This is a genomic window from Pseudoalteromonas sp. CO109Y (genome assembly GCF_004208935.1).
Lineage (GTDB): Bacteria > Pseudomonadota > Gammaproteobacteria > Enterobacterales > Alteromonadaceae > Pseudoalteromonas > Pseudoalteromonas shioyasakiensis.
Map to the genome: position 1 here is coordinate 59,674 of NZ_SGPD01000032.1, position 20,246 is coordinate 79,919.

The following is a 20,246-nucleotide window of genomic DNA, read 5'->3' on the forward strand; positions in this document are numbered from 1 at the left end:
CGTTTTCTGATAAAATCTCGTCCTAATTTTTTCTAAGTGAATTTGCAATGGGTAAAAACGTTGTTGTACTAGGCACCCAATGGGGTGACGAAGGTAAGGGTAAGGTAGTTGACCTCCTTACAGACAAAGCATCTTTAGTAGTTCGTTATCAAGGTGGTCATAACGCAGGCCATACTCTGGTAATCAACGGTGAAAAGACGGTTTTACACCTTATTCCATCGGGTGTATTACGTGACAATGTTAAGTGTGTGATCGGTAACGGTGTTGTTTTATCACCAGAAGCATTAATGAAAGAAATCGGCATGCTAGAAGAGCGTGGCGTACCAGTACGTGAGCGCTTATTAATCAGCGAAGCATGTCCATTAATTTTACCTTTCCACATTGCATTAGATTTAGCCCGTGAAAAAGCACGTGGCGATAAGCCAATTGGTACTACAGGTCGTGGTATCGGTCCAGCTTATGAAGATAAAGTAGCACGTCGTGGTTTACGTGTAGGTGACTTATTCAACCCTGAACAGTTTGCTAGCAAGCTTAAAGAAGTATTGGAATACCATAACTTCACATTAGAGCATTACTACAAAGCTGAACCAGTTGACTTCCAAAAGACATTTGACGATGCAATGGCTATCGCAGATATCTTAAAAGCAATGGTTGTTGATGTTACTGAGCTTCTTGATCAAACGCGTTTAGCGGGCGACAACATCTTATTTGAAGGTGCGCAAGGTACATTACTTGATATCGACCACGGTACTTACCCGTACGTAACATCATCAAACACTACAGCTGGTGGTGTAGCAACAGGTGCTGGTTTTGGTCCATTACACCTTGATTACGTGCTAGGTATTATTAAAGCTTACACTACACGTGTAGGTTCTGGTCCATTCCCTACAGAGCTTTACGACGGTCTTGATAAGCAAGATCCAGTTGGTAAGCACTTAGGTGACAAAGGTCATGAGTTCGGTGCAACGACAGGTCGTTTACGCCGTACAGGTTGGTTAGATGCAGTGGCAATGCGCCGCGCAGTGCAAATCAACAGCATCTCAGGTTTCTGTTTAACTAAACTAGACGTTTTAGACGGTTTAGAAACACTAAAAATCTGTACAGGTTACCAGTTAGAAGATGGCACAGTAACGAACGTTACACCATTAGCAGCTGAAGGTTATGAGAAAGTAACACCAGTATATGAAGAGATGCCAGGCTGGTCAGAAAACACAGTAGGTGCTACGTCAGTTGATCAATTACCACAAGCGGCACTTGATTACATCAAACGTATTGAAGAAATCACTGGTGTTCCAGTTGATATCATCTCTACTGGCCCAGACCGTGTAGAAACTATGGTATTACGCAGCCCGTTTGCATAATCGTCATAGTGACTGAAAAAAGAAGCTGCCTCGGCAGCTTTTTTTGTGCCCAAAATTCACTCTGGAATGATAATTGTATATTATTTGCTAAGACTGACTTTATTTAAGTGATTTTGATGCGTGTTTTATTGCCTTTAACATTACTCTTCTCAAGCCTAAGCATGGCTGAAGAGCCTATAACAGCTGTGCCTCTGTACACAGAGAGCGAGTTAATTGGCTTGATCAATAAAAATGCACACCTAGCACGTGTAAAGGCTGATGATTGCCAGTTAGTGCAAGATATCGAGGCACGAGCCAATAAAATGGCACTGCCATCATATCAGTTCCTGTATGGCGATATGCTAGCTTATGCTGTGTGTGTAGACCGTAATGTAGAGTTAGGGGTCTATTACATGCGTCAGGCTGCTCAACAAGGGCTAGGCGCGGCATTAGAGCAACTTGGTCGCTACTACGATGTAGGCCAGTTAGTGCAGCAAGATAAAGCGATGGCGGTAACCTATTTACGAGAAGCATCAGCCCAAGGCAACTTAAAGGCACAAATGCGACTGGTTAACCTATTTAATCAAGGTTATGGCAGCCCGCGCGATTATGAAGATGCCTACCGTTGGTTATTTCATTCAATGGTTGCCGATAAAGCAACTCACAAGAAAGTCGAAAATTTACTCGCTAAGCTTGCCGAAAAAATGCCAGACAGCGTCGTTGCACGCGCCCGTTTACCTATGTAAGCAAATAAAAATACATGCAAATAAAAAGGCCAGCTAATGCTGGCCTTTTTTTATTTCTCTTCTTTAGTTTCTTTTGGTTTGCCGTTGTTCGGGTCTTTTAGTACCGATAATTTAGGTGGCTGTAGTGCCACAATACGCTCACCTACTTGCGGTGTTTTTTCCATATTTGTAGTGAACGGGCGAATTTTAATAGGTGAATCGTCATCATCACTTTTCTCACCATTTAAAATAAACAGCGGGATAGCTTCGCTATTAACGTCTTTGTATTGCTCCCAACTAAACTCTTCAGAAATACGTGTTGCACTTACCTTGCCGCCTTTGGCAATTAAGCTACTTAAGCGCGCATAGGCGCCATTGTCGCCAAACAAAATTTGTCGCGATAAGAAGGTCGCACTGTCTTTATTTGCTTTAGCGTGGTTTGTTGAAGAACGCAGTGAAAACACATCTTTCTCGTCGAGGAAATGCGAGAAGTACTGAACGCCTAATGCGTTGTGGTGGCGGTTAGGCGAAAGCGCGAGTACGCTACGAATCGTCGTTAACGGTAAATAGCGCTCAGCATGCTCTGACTGCGGATTACCATAGTAACAAGGTAAGCCGTCCATGCGTGCCATTTTGCAGTTCTCCCATGCAGGATCAGACAAGTGCACCGGAATGTTTTGATCTTTTAAGCCGCGTGCGATGGCTCTTGCTACATGGTTGGCACCAATAATCAAAATTGTATTTGGTGCAGGTTGGCGCACTTTTAACAGCTTTGCCAATGGTGTTGCCGTTAAGCTTTGTAGTACTACAGTGACAATGATCACTGTGAATATGAGTGGTACCATTTTTTCAGCATCGGCAATGCCAGCTTCCACCATACTTAACGCGAATACAGAGCCTACCGCAGCTGCAACAATACCTCGCGGAGCAATCCAAGCCAGCACTAAACGAGACTTGATAGGCAAGTCGGTTTTAAAAGTCGATATTGCAATACACGCTGGGCGAGCCACAAAAAGCACGATGGCTAAGAAAATAAACACATCGCTATGTAACATCATTAAATCTGATAGCTGTAGGCGGGCTGCAAGTAAGATGAATAACGATGAAATCAAGATCATCGAAAGGTCTTCTTTAAACTCAAGTACAGAGTCAATTTCAAGTTCGTCTTGGTTGGCAAGCCAAATACCAAACACGGTAACAGCGAGTAGACCAGATTCATGGCTTAGATGGTTTGAAACCGTAAAACTGATGAGTACTAAGGCAAGAATACCAAACTTGTGTAACTCAAACGGCAGCCATTCTCTACGAATAAGCAGCGTTGTAAGCCAGCCTGCAACCACACCAATGGTTAAACCTACACCGAGAGTTTTAAATAACGCGATAATGGTATGACTTAGTACTTCGCCTTGACCTACCAGCATGACAGCTTCAAAAACCAATACAGCAAACAAGGCACCAATAGGGTCTATTACTATGCCTTCCCAGCGTAAAATGCGGTCTATGTCTTGGTTTGGTCTCATAGAGTTTAATAACGGTGCAATAACCGTAGGGCCTGTTACAACAAGTACCGCACCAAGTACAGCGGCTACACGCCAATTAAGTTCTAGAATCCAATAGGCACTTAAACTTATCACCAAACAAGTTGTGATCATTCCGATTGAACAAAGGTTACGAACTACCTTGCCAATCCCTTTAAGTTCTCGAAAGTGCAGAGTGAGTGAACCTTCGAATAAAATCACTGCCACACTTAAAGAAACCACTGGGAATAATAAATCTCCCAACAATGCATCTGGTTCTAGTACGCCACTAAAAGGCCCGAGAATTAAACCTGTTAGTAGTAAAAATAAAATAGCCGGTACACGAAACGCCCAAGCTACCCATTGTGCTAATACTGAGCACAAGGCGATCCCTGCTATAAAAATTGCTGACATAGAATGAATTATCCTTTAGTTACTACAATTTAAAATGCCAACGCCTTAGATAATCGCGTCATTAGTTGCTGACATTATTAAAATAATGCTTGCCTATTAAAGCCTACTCACCGTCATGGATACAAGCAAACTCGTTGCTTCAAATACGATTTTAGTCGTTATTAATACTTTTTGGGTGTGTTTATGAAATTAAACCCTGCTAGGCTCGTTAAAAATTATTACACAATAAAATTGCGCGCCTAAGGTACTGTTAATAAATGTATATTTTCTATGTTTATGGTAAGTATAAAAGTTATGACTACTTTTTGCACTTGATCTTTGCCCCTGATTTCCCGTATTATAGTTCGTGTTCAAACAATTTGATATCTAAATAGTTATTAGCTTTAGAGACACTCTTTATAGCTTAGCTTTCTGAAAAGATACTTGTTTGCGACATTATTAGTGTTTTATACACTTTGTTTTCTAATTAAATAGAAATGAGCTCTAAGTTGTTCAGTACATATTTATTACGTGTTGAATAGAATATAAGTTCATTATCTGGTCAATGTTTAGCTCCCATCGTGGCAGCTAAATCTCGGTCATACAATCTACACCCTATCTGTTGGTGTACCAGATTGTATAGGCTCTATGTATGTTGTTATTAATAAAAGCCGCACACAGCTTTTTACAGCGATACATAAACAACACTTATCTTTTTTTATCAACTTATGGTTTATAACCGTTTGGTCTACTGACTGAATAAAAGTTGTGCTATATCTAATCGCAGTACTTGCGTGGCGTAGTCGTGTGCATAGATAAGTGGTTTGGCAAAGTGATAATAGTCAGTGCGTTTAGTAAAGCTAAGCGCGAGTCTTTTAATCAGTGGCAAATTGGCACTGAACAGATAGTAAAATGGAAAGTTGAACAGTTATGCAAAAGTTAAATTGGCGACGTATAGTACTAAAAGTAGGTAGCGCATTAATCGCACCCGAACAAGACGGGTGTCGCTCACGTTATTTACTGACCATTGCACAGTTCATCGTTCGCTGTCGAGCGCAAGGTATCGAAGTTATTTTAGTATCATCGGGTTCGGTAGCTGCTGGTTCGCATTTATTCCCTGAAAAAGAAAAGCGTTCAGTGACGATGAAAAAAGCAATGGCTGCTGCCGGTCAGACAGAAATGATGGCGATGTGGGATCGTTTCTTTGATTTCCCATCAGCACAGATTTTATTAACTCATGGTGACCTACGTGACCGTGAGCGTTACACAAGTATTCGTGAAACTGTTTTCACCTTACTTGAGCATGGTGTGTTACCTATCATCAATGAGAATGACACGGTAACAACCGACGATTTAAAAGTTGGCGACAATGATAACTTGTCGGCAATGGTAGCCGCAGCTGCGGATGCCGATGCATTGATGATTTTTTCGGATGTTGATGGTCTATATGACAAAAACCCGAATTTGCATGAAGATGCAGTTCTATTACCTGAAATTGATAGCATCGATGAATCAATTTACGCCATGGCCGGTTGTGCAACCAGTGCCGTTGGTACAGGTGGTATGAAAACGAAAATTGAAGCGGCTGAAAAAGCCACTTCACATGGTATTACAACCTTTATTTTAAATGGTTTTAAAGAAGAGACATTTAACCGACTGCTTGCGGGTGACAACCCAGGTACTATCTTCACACCATATGAAAAACCAATGCAAGAAGCAGTGCATTGGATGACTCACACAGCAAATGAGCAAGGTGAGGTTGTCGTTGAAGGTTCATTTGATGAATCATTAAAAGATGAAGACGGTTGTATTCGTAGCGATGAAATCGTTGCAGTACACGGAGAATTTGGCGTAGGCGATACCATTTTAGTTCGTAGTGATGATGGTACGCGCCTGGCAAAAGCAACAGCGAATTATAGTAGCTGTTTATTGAATTTTATTGCTGACAACGAGCAAAGTGAATTTAGCGAAAAAATGCAAGATTCAATCGGCCCAGTTGTTTCAGAGAAAGATATCGCATTATTGGAGAAGTCATGAGTTTAATTACGGATATTTCGAGTCAAGCTGCAAAAGCTGCAACCCAGTTAGCTTTACTTGATACTGCTACTAAGAATCAAGTGTTAACTGAGATGGCAGAGGCGCTACGCGAAAGCAAAGCCTTTATCATCAAAGAGAACGAAAGCGATTTAGCGGCAGCACGTGATAACAACCTTGCAGCATCGATGATTGACCGTTTAACGCTTAACGATGAGCGTATTGAAGCAATGGCCGAAGGTATCGAAGTAATTGTTAGCCTTGATGATCCTGTAGGTCAATTACGTGAAATTTCAGAGCGTCCAAATGGTATTAAGATCAGCAAGATGCGCGTACCACTTGGTGTTGTGTGTATGATTTATGAAGCACGTCCAAATGTGACGGCTGATGCCGGTGCGTTATGCTTTAAATCGGGTAATGGTGTTATTTTACGTGGTGGTAAAGAAGCACTACGTAGCTCGCAAGCAATCGCAAGTGTAATGCATAAAGTACTTGAAAAGCATGGTTTACCTGCTGCGTTGATTTCAGTGATCCCAGATCCAGACCGTGGTCTACTCATGGAGCTGATGCAACAGCGTGAAACAATTGATTTAATCATTCCGCGTGGTGGTGAAGGTTTAATTAATTTTGTAACAGAAAACAGCACTATTCCAGTGATTCAGCACTTTAAAGGTGTATGCCACCTTTATGTAGATAAAGACGCTGATTTAAACGTTGCAATCAATTTACTATTAAATGGTAAAACTCAGCGAACTGGTGTGTGTAATGCCCTAGAAGGCTTAGTGGTTCACCAAGATATCGCTGATGAGTTTTTAAACCTGTGTGCAGTTGTTCTTCGTCAAGAAGGCGTAAAAGTAAATGCAGATGCGAAAGCTGCCGAGTACTTTGATAATGCAACAGTACTTGCTGACGACGAGTTTGGTGAAGAGTACTTAGATTTAGAAATCGCAATTAAGGTTGTGCCTGACTTTGCTGGTGCCATTGATCATATTGCTAAATTTGGTTCAAACCACACTGAAGTGATTTGTACTAAAGACCAAGCTGCAGCTGAGTTATTCCAACGCAGTGTGGATGCATCTGTGGTAATGGTTAATGCGTCATCGCGTTTTTCTGATGGTTCACAGTTAGGTTTAGGTGCTGAGATTGGTATTGCGACAACTAAGCTACATGCTTATGGTCCAATGGGTCTAGAGTCACTTACAACTGAAAAATACTTAGTGAATGGCGAAGGCCAAATTCGTGAATAATCACTAAAAAGTAATTGCTTAAAAAGCCGGGCTTTGCTCGGTTTTTTTGTGTTTAAAATAAAACCAAGACGGCAGAAAGACTAATAAAGTCGCTTTAATTTAGAATTTATTGGTTTTTATTAAGTATTTGGCAGATTGCCTAAAGAGAGGTAGGAAAGTGGTGGAGCTAAGCAGGATCGAACTGCTGACCTCCTGCGTGCAAGGCAGGCGCTCTCCCAGCTGAGCTATAGCCCCACATTCCTAAATACAGGATGCTTAAGTCTTGCGTCCCAAGCGGGGTGAACTTTAAATATTTTTGCATTTGTGGTCAAGTATTTTTTTTAAAATGTTCGATTTTTTACTCTGTTGTTTTATTTTTGGTAGACTAAAGCGCATTCACTGTTCAAGGCTTATCCAATAATGAAAAAAATAGCATGGCTTTTGGTTGTTTTACTTGCCGGTTGCGCAAGCCAACAAGAAGCGCCTCCTTTTGAAATCAATAATAAGCAGTTTTACGAAAAAAATGATGAGCAAGGCAATAAAATCTTTGCCTATGTGGTGTCAGTTAAAGCACAGGGCAGACGCCCGATTAATCTTGATAAGCCAATGACACGCAGGCAGTTTAAAGATTTTGCCGAGCAAGAAGTATTTGAAGAGTCGAGCAACTTAAAACTTATGCTCGAAGACCAAGCGGTTGAATTATTAAATGAAGAGCTTAAAGAGCGACAATACTGCGACGATAAACACGTTATTGACGAAGTATTATGGCGTGATTTAAGTGTGCAATTACGAGGACGTTGTTTGTAAATGTATGCAGATAAAAGCAAGTTAGCTGCTACGCTAGCTCAATTAGATATTAATTATGATGTGATTGAGCATCCACCATTACACGGCAGCTTAGATGCCGATAAGTTTATGCTCGATAGACCGGGCACACGTTTAAAAAACCTGTTTTTACGAGATAACGAAGGTAAGCGCCACTTTTTAGTGATCACCGCTCACGACAAACAACTCGACTTAAAAGCCATTGCTCAGCAGCAGGGGTTATCGCGTTTAGGGTTTGCATCTGATGAGCGATTAGCGCGTTATCTTAAAGTGCCACCGGGCTGTGTTTCTATGTTGGCACTGTTAAACGATAAGCAAAATAATGTCACTCTTTGGCTAGACCAAGAAATTTGGTTTAACGAGCTTTTTCATTGTCACCCTTTTGAAAATACCGCCACTTGGCTGATGAAAAAAGAGGATTTAGAGCTGTTTTTTGAAAGTACCGGGCATCAACCGCGTATCGTATTTCTACCTGCCAAATAAACTAAGCTTAAACCTACTAAGCAGACTAAAAGTAGCACGGTCATAAAGGCAACTTGGCCGTGTTGCTGATATACAAGCCCAGGCAATAACGAACCTAATGCCCCACCGCTATAATAAAACGATACATAACCGCCATTGGTGACACTTGCAGGTGCACTGCTGATTTTATTTACCAGTGGAGCGGCACTTGAGTGGATCACAAACATTGCGCCACAAAAGCCAGTAAAAGCAATAACAAAAAGTAATAACTGTTGGCTCATCAATAGCACCATCGTCAGGCTATAAAATACAAAAACCCAGGTCAGTAAACGCCAAGGTGTTGATGACTTTCGTAACAGCCAAGGTGTGGCTATAGAAGCTAGTGCACCAAGCAAATAACCGCTGTAAACCAGTCCGATGTCTCGGGTGTTAGTGATAGCAAAACTGTCTTGCAGAATGAAAGGTAAATAATTTAACAGTGCCGCAAAACAAAAGAACATACAAAACACCGCTCCGTAGAGCTTTAATACCAACGGATCTTTTAATTGCTTTAGATACAATAGCGGCGACTTTGCAGCATGAATACTCGCACCTTTGTTTGATTTAGGAATGGCGAGTGCAAACAGTACTAACCCAAGCGCAATCACATAATAAAAACTTTGCCAGCTTAAAAAGTCAGTAAACAAGGCGGCGAGCATACGTCCGAAGTAGCCACCAACAATGGTGCTGCCAATGTAAAGTGTCATATTACGTTGTAATTGGTCAGCCTGAAAAGTCACACCAATATAACTGGTCATAGCGGTGAGAGCCGCAGGTAGGGTGATCCCTTGTATAAAACGAACCAGTAATAGCAGCTCAAAGCTTGGTGCTAAAGTAAAAGCGATACAGCTGATTGCTAACACAAACATGGCAATCTTTAGAATTGTTAGTGGGTTTCGCTTAGCTAAAAACAAGCCATACACTAAAGGAGCAATGGCTAGTGGCAACATAGTAGCGGTCATTAAGCTACCAGCAGTGGCAGGTGACACAGAAAAATGACTAGCAAATAATCCAAGTAAGGGTTGTGGGGCGTATAAAACAAAGAAAATAAACACAGAGCAAAGTAACAAATGTCGCAGCTGCATTTTTAGCTCCCAAGAGGAAAAGCCCTAGCTTATCGGGTACAGGTTTTTTTACAAGTTCAAAGGCGACTAAAATGATAAATCTTGCGTTAAATCAATATGTCATGATTTCATCGCGTGTTAATCTCACATCAATATACTCGATTGCTGTGAATCAAGTGGGCTCAGTACTGTTATTTGTTGGCAGAGCTGATTAAAATAACCCTAATACGCATTAATAAATTGGAATTTCGTCATGGGTTCATTACAAGATCAATTACTTAAGGCTGGTCTTACTACGGCACATAAAGCTAAAGTAGCCAAATCTGAAAAGCGCAAACAGCAAAAGAAGAAAAAGAAAGGCGCCACGAGTAATCCTAGCGATCTGCAAAAACATATTGAACAAACTAAGCTTGAGCAGCAGAAAAAAGCCGACGAGCTTAATAAAGCGCGTTTAGAAGAGCAAAAGCAACGTGAGCAAGTAGCGCGCGTTAAGCAGATTTTAGAGCATCACAATCAAGATGAAATTCGTGGTGATCGTACATTTAACTTCACTTATGAAAATAAAGTGAAAGAGCTCGAAGTAAACGAAAAAACACAAAAGGCCCTAGCTGGTGGCCGTTTAGCAATTTGTGTTTTAGAAGGTCAATTTTTTGTACTGGAAGACGAACCAGCACGAAAAGTCGCTGAAGTCAGCGAAGATTACATAGTGTTCCATGTTGAGCCTGAAGATAAGCAAAAGGATGAAGATGATCCATATGCTGATTTTGAAGTACCTGATGATTTAATTTGGTAGTGACTGTTTCTATTGCCGTTACAATTTTCGGGTGCAATATTGTTAAATCATGGTCTACACTAAAGAAAATGTTTAATAACCCGTCAAAAAAGAGAAGATACAAATGAGCAAGATCACGAAAATTTTATGTGGGGCTGGCATTGCAATGGCTGCAAGCCTATCTTTCAACACTATGGCTGCGGATGGTGCAACACTATACACAGCTAAGCTTTGCCAAACTTGTCACGGTGCAGAAGGTAAAGCGCCTATCATGGCTCAGTACCCTAAATTAAATGGTCAAAATAAAGAGTACTTACTAGCACAAATGAAAGACATTAAGTCAGGTGCGCGTAGCAACGGTATGGCTGCTGCGATGAAAGCAATGGTTGCAAACGTATCTGAAGAAGAAATGGCTGCAATTGCTGATTACTTATCACAAGTAAAATAAACACCATTTTAGCGTGAAAAGGCCACATCAATTGATGTGGCCTTTTTGTATCACCTATTGATCATCTATTAATAGTAATTTAGACTTCTATACATCTATTTGTGCAGTGTCACATATACAAGGTTTTCCATGTTTGACTTACCAAAACTCGATTTAAAAAATAAAGTATCTGAACAAGAATGGCAGCTTCGTGTTGATTTAGCTGCATGTTACCGTTTAGTTGAGCACTTTAGATGGGGGGATTTAATTTATACCCACCTATCGGCACGTTTACCGGGCACAGATCACTATTTAGTTAATGCATTTGGTCTTAGTTTTGATGAAGTGACGGCATCTAATCTTGTGAAGGTCGATTTAGCTGGCAATATTCTTGATGACACGCCATTTAAAATTAATCCGGCTGGTTTCACTATTCACAGCGCTATTCATGAAGTTCGTGATGACGCTCACTGTGTTATTCATTTACACACAAAAGAAACCATCGCCGTTGCAACGCAAGAAAAAGGCCTGTTACCACTTAGCCAATACTCAATGTTCTCATTGCCATCATTGTCTTATCATGGCTACGAAGGTTTAGCGGTAAACAGTGATGAGAAAAAGCGCTTGCAAGATGATTTAGGCACTACTAATCACATGCTATTGGTTAACCACGGTGGCTTAACTGTTGGCCCAACAGTGGGAGATGCCTTTATGCGATTTTATGATTTGCAGCGTGCCTGTGAAATTCAATTGGCTATTCAAGCCAGTGGTCAAACGGCAATTCCAGTACCACAACCTATTATCGATAATATTTATAATCAAGCGAATGTCGTGCATAGCGGCAGCACCGGTGGCCAGTTAGCTTGGCCAGCCATGTTGCGTAAAGCTTATCGTCTTGATCCTAGTTTTGCTCAGTAAGGAGTAACCATGAAAGTTAATCGCGTCGAAGTGTTCGATATTCATTGTCCAGACAGACCTGCTTGGACACCTGTTTTTGTGCGTATTCACACCGATGAAGGTATTAGCGGTGTGGGTGAAGCGGGTCTGGCTTATGATTTAGGTCATAGTGCAGCTGCGGCAATGATTAAAGAAATGGCTGATGCCTTTTTAATTGGTCATGACCCATTTCAAACAGAAAAACTGTGGTCTCGAATGCTACGCGAAAGCTTTTGGGGTTTAGGTGGTGGTCCTGTTGTATATGCAGCAATGAGCGCCATTGATACTGCACTTTGGGATATTAAAGGTAAAGCATTAGGCTTGCCTGTTTACCAGCTATTAGGTGGTAAAGTTAACGATAAGCTGCGTACTTATGCATCACAATTACAGTTTGACTGGGACAGCGAATTTAAAGCGCTTGTTCACCCAGAAGAATACGCAGAAGCAGCGCTTAAGGCGATGGCTGAAGGGTATGATGCGGTAAAAGTTGACCCAATCCAGTACGATAAAAATGGCAATACTTATTACGATCGCACTAACATTATTTCTCGTGCAGAAATGAAATTATATCGCGCGCGTATGCAGGCTATTCGTGAAGCAGTCGGTGACGAAGTTGACATTATTTTTGAGTGTCACAGTTTACCTGGCGCAACATCAGCAATTCAAATTGGTGAAATTGCTGAAGAGTTCGATTGTATGTATTACGAAGAGCCTGTGAATTACTTAAATCATTCATTACATGCAAAAGTTGCTGACAAAGTAGCGGTGCCAATTGCAGGTGGTGAACGTTTGTATAACCGCTGGGGTGTGCGTCCTTACTTAGAAGATCAAAGTATTGATGTATTACAGCCAGACTTAGGCCTATGTGGTGGTTTCACTGAAACTAAAAAAGTGTGTGATTATGCTGATATCTTTGATGTGCGTATTCAAGCTCACGTGTGTGGCGGCCCAGTAGCAACTGCAGCTTCGTTACACCTAGAAACCGCAATTCCTAACTTCTTAATTCACGAACATCACACCTATGCGATTAAAAAATGGAACCGTGAGTTATGTATTCAAGATCCACAACCTAAAAATGGTTTCTTCCAAGTATCAGAAGAGCCAGGTATCGGTATTGAATTAAATGATGAAGTCGTTATGCGCTCACAACGTGTTGAGATTAAGTAATACTCACTAATATATTTTAAAAAAAAGCCCGTAAGGGCTTTTTTTATATCTGCTTTTTAGTTTGGGTTAGTTTATCGGTTTACATTTTACCAAAGGCAGTGGCTCGGTCGCTTTACTATCTAAATGGCGCACAAAACACATTTTATTTTTGATTAATAATTCAAAGCGCTCAGGCATAGCTAGCTGTTTACCCATCATCGGGTTACCCTGAGCATCCAGTACATTCATACTATCAGTCACTAATATACTGCTATTTATAAACGCATCATCGGCTACAGCGATAGGCTTGCTATGCATTAGTCTTGCTATCCCTTTTGCTATTAGCTCACTTTGTGGCTCAGTTAACCGCGCATGTTGTAATTTCGGTGTTGGCTCTTGGCTTTGAGCACTACAGCCTAGCAGCGTTGATATCAGTAATAGACTAGTTAGTTGGGCTCTCATTAAGGTTCCTACTGCTCTAAAATTTTACTTTGCTGAAGCAAGGTAGAAGTACGGGTATCAAGCACTTTCGGTGTGTCTGTAAAAATAGCCGGTGCAAACCCTTGTTCACTAATCGTTGAAGTGGCGGCAGGGCAGCGGCCAGTCTCACGATAGCTAAGCGCTGTACTTAGCATAGCTTCACTTTCATCGCCTAATTGATGAGTGAAGTCGTCAGCAACAGCGCAGCCTGGGATCATTACAGGTTGAAACTCGCTATCGTTGCTGTTTTGTGGTGCAAAGCCATCTGCATATTCACCAAATTCCTTATTATTGACGCCAGTAAACTGAATGCTGAAATACGTAGTATCACAGTTATCAGTAGGGTAGTAACCATAGGGTTTGCCACAGGTTGTTTCGCCTATTTGAATTACCTCGATGTCGGCACCGCGTAGGCCATTAATCACTGCCTCACTAGCTGAGCAGGTGTTACCCGTTGTCAGCACAAAAACACGTTCTAGGTTCAACGAAGGCAATGGGGTTCCTGGGCTGACAGCTGGGTTTTCGGCAAAGCCTAAAAACTCATCAGTAAAATAAACAGGCTCTAAGCGATCGCCAGTGATTGGGTTAAACGTCGGATGCTGATCATTAAAAATAGTGCGCTCGAAGATTTTACCTGTGGTGTTGCTTTCGCCAGCTACCATGTAAGCAACTTGGCTGGCCATTTGCAGGAATCCACCTGGGTTATAGCGCATATCAATAATTAAATCTTTAACGTTACTTGCAGCTAAATCATTAAAGGCATCATATAAGGGTTTTTCTGCTACAGCATTATGGCGATTAAACTGAAAGTAGCCTACTTCACCATTGGCGAAGGTCTTTATGTTGCTAACTGCTTGGCTTGTAATAGTTTGTGCAGTCATAGTGACTTCGCGAATTTCGCTGGTATTAATGTCTTTGAATACAAAAGAGGTCACCTTGCCAGACTCTGATGGAAAGAGGCCTGCATTTAATACATCAACCTCAGCTTGGGTGCTGGCATTAACAAAGTCAACGCCATCCACTTCAATGACTTCTAAGCCTCGGCTCAGGTTGAGGTTTGCAGCCGGTGAGTTAGGTTCTGTGTAGCTGATAACCCCTTGGCGAGGGGCGCTGGCACTGATTAACTTAAGTTTAAAGCCATAACCAAAAGACTGACCCGATTGGCTCTGAGCTTGCCACTCGTCAGTTGGCAAGCTGGCATGAAAGTTATCTTTATTTGCACCTGAATCAGTGGTGTTTTGGGTTTTTAATAAGGCAAAGTAATTTAAAACACCGTCAGTCAATGCAGGGTCGCGATCAACAATTTCGTCATACCAAAGGTAGGTTTCGTGACTCCAAGCGCGTAGCCAGTGCTTTTCATTAAGTGCTTGGCATTGTTGGTCAAACTTACTTGATGGCTCAAATACACCTTCAGTCCATGTGATATCAGCAGCATCGATAGTCCCTGACTCTGAGCTACCAGAACCACCACAGCCTGCAATGATAAGCGAACACGTAACTGCTACAGCAGCTAAAGGCTTTTTAAAATGAACAAACATAACACCAACCTAAACAGCTTTACTGACCTGAATATAGCTAGTTTTTAAGCAATTAGATAGATTTCGCGGGCGTTTTTATAGCTTAGTTTATGCCATAAACTCGACTGCGAGCACAATGAGTGATAGTGCTGCCAGCAGTTTGTGTAACTGGTATTTATTTGGCAAACAGGGAAATTACTGGCAAACATCACGCGATGCTCACCAAAGTACTTAACTAAATTATTAACCAGCCAAAGGTGTTTGTTTACAGCTATTTGCGTGAATTCTAACCCTGAGAACTTTATCGCGATATTATCGCAGCGGCTGAGTTTAATGATTGCTTCAAGCCATATTTGCTCATTACTAATAAAGCCTAGATGGTTTATCACCACACGTAATGACGGCAGTGCTCTGCAATACTTAATAAGCTGCTCGGTTACCTGCATGTTTTCAATTTCAAACTGTGCTTCAAAGTGTAAGTTTTCGCTTGCGAGCATGGCTAGGTTATCTTGGCAGTGAGGAGTTAATAAGCGCTTGGCTTCATCACCTTCGGTTATATCGCGAATACCAACCAAAGATGGATGATCTAACTCATTGAGTGACGTTTCAAAGTGTTTGCTAGATGCGTCAATCGCGCTGTAGCTGATTGCGCGATAGGGTATGTCATTTAAATGTGTTGCAAGCCAATTAAGCTCATTCACAGGCGCTTGATTATCAAAGCCAGCTTCAATATGCACCAAGGCTTCTAGTTGAAATGGACAAGCGGCTTTAAGTTCTGAGGTAGTAATTTGCTTTTTGATTTTATCTAAATTTGGCCAAGAGGGGGGATTGCTACCTTGTAGCCAAGTGTATTGACCCTCCGTGAGGTTAAAAAAGTGCACATGGGGGTCAATAATTTTGTCGCTCATTGCGTGGTGTATCCACCATCAATGCTTTGTAAGCTGCCAGTAATAAAGCTCGCTTCTGGGCTTATTAAAAAGTTCACCAAGGCAGCAATTTCTTCTGGTTGCCCTAAACGGCCTAGCGGTTGCAGCGCGGCTTCTTCAGCAACAATCTCTGCTTTATCGGCACCACTGCGCTGACAATATGCATCAATCGCATTATGAAACAGTGGCGTTTCTATCGTACCCGGACACACTGCGTTTGCACGAATGTTAAACGCCGCATAATCGAGTGCTGTCGTTTTTGCCATGGAAGCTAGCGCGTGCTTGGTGAGGTTATAAGCAAACGAGTTTGGTTTGCCAATGATTGCCTGATCAGAGGCAACCAATACGATACTGCCGCCTTGCAGGCTTTTCATGCTAGGTAATACAGCTTGAATTGCTGCATAGGCACCTTTCACATTGAGCGCAAACAGGGCATCAAACGTTGCTTCATCGGTATTTTCAATGTTGGCACTTAAATGACGACCCGCATTAGAAATTAAGGCATCAACGCGACCCGTCTCGGCAATAATTTCGGCGATAACTGACTTCACCTGCTGAACATCACTAACATCACAGTGGCGATAGTTGCCCTCAGACGGGGTGATATCTAAGTTATATACTGTGTAGTCTTCACGCTCTAAACGCTCAACAATAGCTTTGCCAATACCTTTACTGCCACCAGTGACAATTGCAACGTTTGTCATCATTTACCCTTAATGGCTGTGGCCACAACCGCCTTCACCGTGCACGTGGCCGTGTGATAATTCTTCGGCAGTTGCTTGGCGAACATTAATCACCTCAACATCAAACGTTAGTGTTTTACCAGCAAATGGGTGGTTTAAATCACAATCTGCATTGAAACGGCCCACTTTAACGATAGTCACTTGGTGGCGACCTTGGTTTGAATGAACGATTGCAGTCATACCAGGCTTCCACACTTTTGTGTTGCCTTGTAAATGCTTAAGTGGAATACGTTGAATAAGGTTATCAACGCGCTCGCCGTAAGACTCGCTAGGCTCAAGTGTTACGCTAAAGTTATCGCCAGCCGATTTACCTTCAAGGGCTTTTTCAAGACCAGGAAGCATGCCTTCAGTGCCATGGATATATGAAAGTGGCTCGCCATCTTTACTTGATTCGATTTGCTCGCCTGCTTCACTAAGTGTGTAGTGAAACTCAACCGCTGCGTCTTTACTGATCTGCATGTTATTTCTCTTTAGAATTTAAATATAGGCGCTGATTTTACGCTAACCACAAAGAGTGAGCAATCAAGGCTTTTTCAAAGAGCTTTCGATGCCTGACAACATGGCTTCGCTGGCTGGTACTTGCGGCTCAGCGGGTTTTGCTTGCGGTAGGTGCAATGTCAAAATGGTGCCTGGTTTTAAAATGCTGGTGGCACTGAGTTTATTCCACGTTGCAACGTCTTTATGAGGCACGTCGTATAGCTGACTGATACTCCAAATTGAATCACCTGGTTTGACTAGGTAATCAACCGCAATGGTTGCGATAACTTCCTCATGCTGTTCAAGGTAAGGGCTGATATTGTAATCAACCATAAGTGATTCCGGCATGGTTTGGGGCTGTGATAAGCGCAATTGTTCACCGACCTTAATCAGGTTACTTGTTTTGCTATTAAGCGCTTTCAGATCCTTTACAGACATATTAAAGCGTCTGGCAATGCCATAAAGGGTATCGTCTTTTTGCACTATATACTCACCGGCAAAGTTGTTGCGAAACAGCTTACTTTGCAACAAGGTGCGGCGCTCCATAGGTAAAAGCAGAGTATGTGGACCATTTGGCGAGCTTTGGTTTTTTAAATATCCTGGGTTTAATTTGTGGAGCTGATTATGCCCCACGCCAGATAAGTTAGCGATCACCGAAAAATCAAATTGCTGGCCAACATCAAATTCTGTGGTGAGTGCTTTATTCGCTAATTTAGGGCGCTTTAAGCCTTGTTCAGGATGCTTTAGTAAATAGCTAAGTGCCAAAAGTTTAGGTATATATTCAGCGGTTTCTTTTGGTAATGATAATGACCAATAGTCAGTTTTCTTGCCAAGCTTTTTATTTTTTTCGATGGCTTTTTTAACGCGTCCTTCACCACTGTTATAGGCAGCAAGGGCATGCAGCCAGTCACCATCAAAGCGTTTATGTAAGTAACTTAAATAAGCTAAAGCGGCATCGGTTGAAGCGAGTATGTCTTGGCGACCGTCATACCATTGGTCGCTTTGCACACCAAAATGATAAGCCGTTGCGCCGACTAACTGCCAAACACCAACGGCTTGCTCTGATGATCGTATTGTTGGTCTAAAATCACTTTCAACAAAGGGTAATAGGGCCAGCTCCATCGGTAGCTTCTGTTGCTCGATACGTGTGACGATATGATACAAATAAGGTGCCGCACGTTTATTTACTTTAATCAGGTAATTGGGCTGTTTTAAATACCATTTTACTCGTGCAGATGTATGTTTATTGGTTTGAAATACCAGCGTTAAATTGTTGGCGATATGCTGCCATAGATCTTTCGAACGAGGCTTTGCTAACGGGGTATTATTGACTGCTATGGGCGCAGCAACAGGACGTGGTTCAACAGCTGTTGAATCGACAAACTCACTAGGTGCTTGTTGGGTTGTTAAATCGGGCTCATAATGGCTAAAAATCTCCGGCCTTGCCCGTTGTTGTTCTGTTTCTTGCTGAGTTACTTGGCATCCTTGTAAGCCAATAAACAAGCTCAGCAAAAGTAAATATTTCAAACTTACTTGAGCCATATAATAAAATCCTTTTACTATTTTAGCCCTATTTTGACAATTTGCTTTGTTTAAGTCCAGCTTCTAGAAACATAGAAAACGCTCTTTCGCCCACTTCATCAAGCTGGTATTGCTGTTTAACCTCTGCAGGAAAAAGCGGAATTAATTCACTCACTGGTTTATCTGGCAAGGAATTTGTCATCTCTTGAATGGTTTTTAAAAACCTTAAAGGGAGTGCAAGTTCAGCAGGTGTCAGTGGCTTACCGTGACCCGGTAAAATAGTTGTCAGTGTGGTATTTTTTTGGATACCTTGCAGCGTGGTTATCCAGCGAGTGAATGTACCATGCCCAGGATAGGGTAAGCTGTCGACTATATCGCCACCTAACAGCACGCGACCTTGATCTGCACTTAAAGTAAGATCGCCTTTAGTGTGCGCTTGATACGGTGTAATAACGATAGGGTAATTACCAAGGTCTAGCTTTGTTGATTCAGTAATGCTAATCGCCGGTGGCTTTAAGGTGAGCTCTCGCCAGCGAAATAAGCGTTTTTTAGCAAGTTCTAGTTTGTCGCGCCAAATAGCTTGTTGATCTTCAGGTTGATTGGCAAGGCGTTGATAGCTCAATTCAATACTTTTTTCATAACCATCTAATTTATCTGTCAATGCTTGCTGCATTGCTGAAAACTCAGTCGCTACTTGCTGATGCACAATAAGTTTAGTTTCAGGGAACTCAGCCTGTAAAACGGCCAAGCCTAGCAGATGATCATCATGATAATGGCTCGCTACTAAATAACATAATGGTGTTTTTAAGCGTTTTTTTAACTGCACTGCGAGCTTTTCTACTTCGGCAAAGTTACCACTGGCATCAAACATTAATGCGCATTCTTTACCTTCAATCAGCACTTGATTCGAATCGTAAAAACGCAGTTTATTTTGTTGTTGTAGAAATTGGATTTCGGGAGTGATGCTATGCCAGCTAACGCTTGCTTGGGCGCTATAGCTTACGAAAAGACAGATCAAAAAAGCACAAAATCGCATAGTGTTTCGCTCTGATAGTGGTTAGTAGAATTGATTGTAAACAAAAAAAGCGCAGGATGCGCTTTTTTCTAAATACTAAGGTGCTGGCTGAGCTTATCTATTAAGCTGTCATGTTGTTGCTCTTGTTCTGCTTGTTGAGATTTAACTTCAAGCAATTCATGACTTAAATGTAATGCTGCCATCAGCAACGCTTTTTGGTCATTGCGAACCGATGAGCGTTGTTTCATTTGCTCCACTAAGTCATTCAAATTTTGTGCAGCAGCAACTAGGGCGTGTTCTTGCCCAGGTGGGCAAGAGAACTCATGTTCTTTACCTAGTAGCTCTACGGTGACCCGCTGACTTTGTGGGCCGCTCATTAGCTAGCCTGTTGAACGCTTTGTAATTTCTCAAGCAGGCCAGTTAGTGTGCTGCTTGTATCTTTTTGTTTCTCTTCGTTTTCTAGTACTTCTAGTTGCAGAGTTTCGTTCTCATCTAAAAGCTTAGAGTTTTGCTCTTGTAAGCTTTTAACTTCGCTTTCAAGTTCACTGTTGCGAAGAATTAACTTGTCGATCAGTTGTTCGAGTTGGGAAAGAGTTTCGTTATTCATAAATGCGCTCATAAAACTGTGATTATTGTCATGCAAATGTAAAGGAAAGTGTCT

At 41.8% G+C, this 20,246-nt stretch carries 21 protein-coding genes and 1 tRNA gene; 10 read left to right on the forward strand and 12 right to left on the reverse strand.

What is annotated here, in order from left to right; translation table 11 throughout:
* Positions 1-47: 47 nt before the first annotated feature.
* Together EXT43_RS13655 and EXT43_RS13660 are read left to right on the forward strand one after the other, a co-directional pair.
* Positions 48-1,361 carry an adenylosuccinate synthase gene (locus tag EXT43_RS13655; RefSeq protein WP_054552439.1) on the forward strand — a complete coding sequence of 438 codons (1,314 nt, stop codon included), beginning with the start codon at positions 48-50 and terminating at the stop codon, positions 1,359-1,361.
* Positions 1,362-1,477: 116 nt separating this feature from the next.
* Positions 1,478-2,086 (forward strand): tetratricopeptide repeat protein, encoded by a 609-nt coding sequence (locus EXT43_RS13660; RefSeq protein WP_054563494.1) that lies wholly within the window; start codon positions 1,478-1,480, stop codon positions 2,084-2,086.
* A gap of 50 nt (positions 2,087-2,136) precedes the next feature.
* On the opposite strand, the gene EXT43_RS13665 is transcribed toward EXT43_RS13660, so the two are convergent.
* Positions 2,137-3,996, reverse strand: a complete 1,860-nt coding sequence (locus EXT43_RS13665) for a sodium:proton antiporter (RefSeq protein ID WP_130167212.1) — start codon at positions 3,994-3,996, stop codon at positions 2,137-2,139.
* Between the two features lie 909 nt (positions 3,997-4,905).
* Here EXT43_RS13665 and proB point away from each other — a divergent pair.
* Together proB and EXT43_RS13675 are read left to right on the forward strand one after the other, a co-directional pair.
* The gene (gene proB / locus EXT43_RS13670; protein WP_130167213.1) at positions 4,906-6,012 is read left to right on the forward strand and encodes a glutamate 5-kinase; all 1,107 of its coding nucleotides are present in this window, start codon (positions 4,906-4,908) and stop codon (positions 6,010-6,012) included.
* Positions 6,009-7,256, forward strand: coding sequence for a glutamate-5-semialdehyde dehydrogenase (locus EXT43_RS13675; protein WP_058583963.1), 1,248 nt, complete (start codon positions 6,009-6,011; stop codon positions 7,254-7,256). The genes proB and EXT43_RS13675 overlap by 4 nt, the downstream gene beginning before the upstream one ends.
* 158 nt (positions 7,257-7,414) lie before the next feature.
* On the opposite strand, the gene EXT43_RS13680 is transcribed toward EXT43_RS13675, so the two are convergent.
* Positions 7,415-7,490, reverse strand: a tRNA-Ala gene (locus tag EXT43_RS13680).
* A 165-nt stretch (positions 7,491-7,655) separates the two neighbouring features.
* Between EXT43_RS13680 and EXT43_RS13685 the strand changes: the two genes are divergently transcribed.
* Positions 7,656-8,042, forward strand: a complete 387-nt coding sequence (locus EXT43_RS13685; RefSeq protein ID WP_054563498.1) for a hypothetical protein — start codon at positions 7,656-7,658, stop codon at positions 8,040-8,042.
* Entirely contained in the window at positions 8,043-8,543 is a 501-nt protein-coding gene (locus tag EXT43_RS13690; protein ID WP_058583962.1) for a prolyl-tRNA synthetase associated domain-containing protein, read from the forward strand.
* On the opposite strand, the gene EXT43_RS13695 is transcribed toward EXT43_RS13690, so the two are convergent.
* The gene (locus tag EXT43_RS13695) at positions 8,510-9,646 is read right to left on the reverse strand and encodes an MFS transporter (RefSeq protein WP_054563500.1); all 1,137 of its coding nucleotides are present in this window, start codon (positions 9,644-9,646) and stop codon (positions 8,510-8,512) included. The genes EXT43_RS13690 and EXT43_RS13695 overlap by 34 nt on opposite strands.
* A gap of 232 nt (positions 9,647-9,878) precedes the next feature.
* On the opposite strand from EXT43_RS13695, the gene EXT43_RS13700 reads away from it, so the two are divergent.
* From EXT43_RS13700 to EXT43_RS13715, 4 genes are all read left to right on the forward strand, one after another.
* On the forward strand, positions 9,879-10,418 hold the full coding sequence (locus EXT43_RS13700) for a DUF2058 domain-containing protein (protein ID WP_063529912.1): 540 nt from the start codon (positions 9,879-9,881) through the stop codon (positions 10,416-10,418).
* A 103-nt stretch (positions 10,419-10,521) separates the two neighbouring features.
* A complete protein-coding gene (locus EXT43_RS13705) occupies positions 10,522-10,845 on the forward strand; it encodes a c-type cytochrome (RefSeq protein WP_058583960.1) in 324 nt (107 codons plus the stop codon).
* Between the two features lie 129 nt (positions 10,846-10,974).
* A complete protein-coding gene (locus EXT43_RS13710; RefSeq protein ID WP_054552449.1) occupies positions 10,975-11,742 on the forward strand; it encodes a class II aldolase/adducin family protein in 768 nt (255 codons plus the stop codon).
* 9 nt (positions 11,743-11,751) lie between these two features.
* A complete protein-coding gene (locus tag EXT43_RS13715) occupies positions 11,752-12,927 on the forward strand; it encodes a mandelate racemase/muconate lactonizing enzyme family protein (protein WP_054552450.1) in 1,176 nt (391 codons plus the stop codon).
* A 66-nt stretch (positions 12,928-12,993) separates the two neighbouring features.
* On the opposite strand, the gene EXT43_RS13720 is transcribed toward EXT43_RS13715, so the two are convergent.
* From EXT43_RS13720 to zapB, 9 genes are all read right to left on the reverse strand, one after another.
* Entirely contained in the window at positions 12,994-13,368 is a 375-nt protein-coding gene (locus EXT43_RS13720; protein ID WP_130167214.1) for a hypothetical protein, read from the reverse strand.
* A gap of 8 nt (positions 13,369-13,376) precedes the next feature.
* Positions 13,377-14,924: a S41 family peptidase gene (locus EXT43_RS13725; protein WP_130167215.1), complete on the reverse strand. Its 1,548-nt coding sequence runs from the start codon at positions 14,922-14,924 to the stop codon at positions 13,377-13,379.
* 44 nt (positions 14,925-14,968) lie between these two features.
* Positions 14,969-15,811, reverse strand: a complete 843-nt coding sequence (locus tag EXT43_RS13730) for an amidohydrolase family protein (protein WP_130167216.1) — start codon at positions 15,809-15,811, stop codon at positions 14,969-14,971.
* Positions 15,808-16,533 carry an SDR family oxidoreductase gene (locus tag EXT43_RS13735; protein ID WP_130167217.1) on the reverse strand — a complete coding sequence of 242 codons (726 nt, stop codon included), beginning with the start codon at positions 16,531-16,533 and terminating at the stop codon, positions 15,808-15,810. Before EXT43_RS13735 ends, EXT43_RS13730 begins: the two co-directional genes overlap by 4 nt.
* A gap of 9 nt (positions 16,534-16,542) precedes the next feature.
* Positions 16,543-17,031 (reverse strand): peptidylprolyl isomerase, encoded by a 489-nt coding sequence (locus EXT43_RS13740; RefSeq protein WP_054563509.1) that lies wholly within the window; start codon positions 17,029-17,031, stop codon positions 16,543-16,545.
* A gap of 63 nt (positions 17,032-17,094) precedes the next feature.
* Positions 17,095-18,591 (reverse strand): LysM peptidoglycan-binding domain-containing protein, encoded by a 1,497-nt coding sequence (locus tag EXT43_RS13745; RefSeq protein WP_130167218.1) that lies wholly within the window; start codon positions 18,589-18,591, stop codon positions 17,095-17,097.
* Between the two features lie 28 nt (positions 18,592-18,619).
* Entirely contained in the window at positions 18,620-19,606 is a 987-nt protein-coding gene (locus EXT43_RS13750) for an MBL fold metallo-hydrolase (RefSeq protein ID WP_130167219.1), read from the reverse strand.
* Positions 19,607-19,674: 68 nt separating this feature from the next.
* Positions 19,675-19,962 carry a cell division protein ZapA gene (locus EXT43_RS13755; RefSeq protein WP_054563511.1) on the reverse strand — a complete coding sequence of 96 codons (288 nt, stop codon included), beginning with the start codon at positions 19,960-19,962 and terminating at the stop codon, positions 19,675-19,677.
* A complete protein-coding gene (gene zapB / locus EXT43_RS13760) occupies positions 19,962-20,192 on the reverse strand; it encodes a cell division protein ZapB (RefSeq protein WP_054563591.1) in 231 nt (76 codons plus the stop codon). The genes EXT43_RS13755 and zapB overlap by 1 nt, the downstream gene beginning before the upstream one ends.
* Positions 20,193-20,246 lie beyond the last annotated feature (54 nt).

Bases quoted from the DNA above. Each gene is read 5' to 3' on its own strand.
- EXT43_RS13655 (WP_054552439.1), top strand. From the start codon at position 48: ATGGGTAAAAACGTTGTTGTACTAGGCACCCAATGGGGTGACGAAGGT.
- EXT43_RS13660 (WP_054563494.1), top strand. From the start codon at position 1,478: ATGCGTGTTTTATTGCCTTTAACATTACTCTTCTCAAGCCTAAGCATG.
- EXT43_RS13665 (WP_130167212.1), bottom strand. From the start codon at position 3,996: ATGTCAGCAATTTTTATAGCAGGGATCGCCTTGTGCTCAGTATTAGCA.
- proB (WP_130167213.1), top strand. From the start codon at position 4,906: ATGCAAAAGTTAAATTGGCGACGTATAGTACTAAAAGTAGGTAGCGCA.
- EXT43_RS13675 (WP_058583963.1), top strand. From the start codon at position 6,009: ATGAGTTTAATTACGGATATTTCGAGTCAAGCTGCAAAAGCTGCAACC.
- EXT43_RS13685 (WP_054563498.1), top strand. From the start codon at position 7,656: ATGAAAAAAATAGCATGGCTTTTGGTTGTTTTACTTGCCGGTTGCGCA.
- EXT43_RS13690 (WP_058583962.1), top strand. From the start codon at position 8,043: ATGTATGCAGATAAAAGCAAGTTAGCTGCTACGCTAGCTCAATTAGAT.
- EXT43_RS13695 (WP_054563500.1), bottom strand. From the start codon at position 9,646: ATGCAGCTGCGACATTTGTTACTTTGCTCTGTGTTTATTTTCTTTGTT.
- EXT43_RS13700 (WP_063529912.1), top strand. From the start codon at position 9,879: ATGGGTTCATTACAAGATCAATTACTTAAGGCTGGTCTTACTACGGCA.
- EXT43_RS13705 (WP_058583960.1), top strand. From the start codon at position 10,522: ATGAGCAAGATCACGAAAATTTTATGTGGGGCTGGCATTGCAATGGCT.
- EXT43_RS13710 (WP_054552449.1), top strand. From the start codon at position 10,975: ATGTTTGACTTACCAAAACTCGATTTAAAAAATAAAGTATCTGAACAA.
- EXT43_RS13715 (WP_054552450.1), top strand. From the start codon at position 11,752: ATGAAAGTTAATCGCGTCGAAGTGTTCGATATTCATTGTCCAGACAGA.
- EXT43_RS13720 (WP_130167214.1), bottom strand. From the start codon at position 13,368: ATGAGAGCCCAACTAACTAGTCTATTACTGATATCAACGCTGCTAGGC.
- EXT43_RS13725 (WP_130167215.1), bottom strand. From the start codon at position 14,924: ATGTTTGTTCATTTTAAAAAGCCTTTAGCTGCTGTAGCAGTTACGTGT.
- EXT43_RS13730 (WP_130167216.1), bottom strand. From the start codon at position 15,811: ATGAGCGACAAAATTATTGACCCCCATGTGCACTTTTTTAACCTCACG.
- EXT43_RS13735 (WP_130167217.1), bottom strand. From the start codon at position 16,533: ATGACAAACGTTGCAATTGTCACTGGTGGCAGTAAAGGTATTGGCAAA.
- EXT43_RS13740 (WP_054563509.1), bottom strand. From the start codon at position 17,031: ATGCAGATCAGTAAAGACGCAGCGGTTGAGTTTCACTACACACTTAGT.
- EXT43_RS13745 (WP_130167218.1), bottom strand. From the start codon at position 18,591: ATGGCTCAAGTAAGTTTGAAATATTTACTTTTGCTGAGCTTGTTTATT.
- EXT43_RS13750 (WP_130167219.1), bottom strand. From the start codon at position 19,606: ATGCGATTTTGTGCTTTTTTGATCTGTCTTTTCGTAAGCTATAGCGCC.
- EXT43_RS13755 (WP_054563511.1), bottom strand. From the start codon at position 19,962: ATGAGCGGCCCACAAAGTCAGCGGGTCACCGTAGAGCTACTAGGTAAA.
- zapB (WP_054563591.1), bottom strand. From the start codon at position 20,192: ATGAATAACGAAACTCTTTCCCAACTCGAACAACTGATCGACAAGTTA.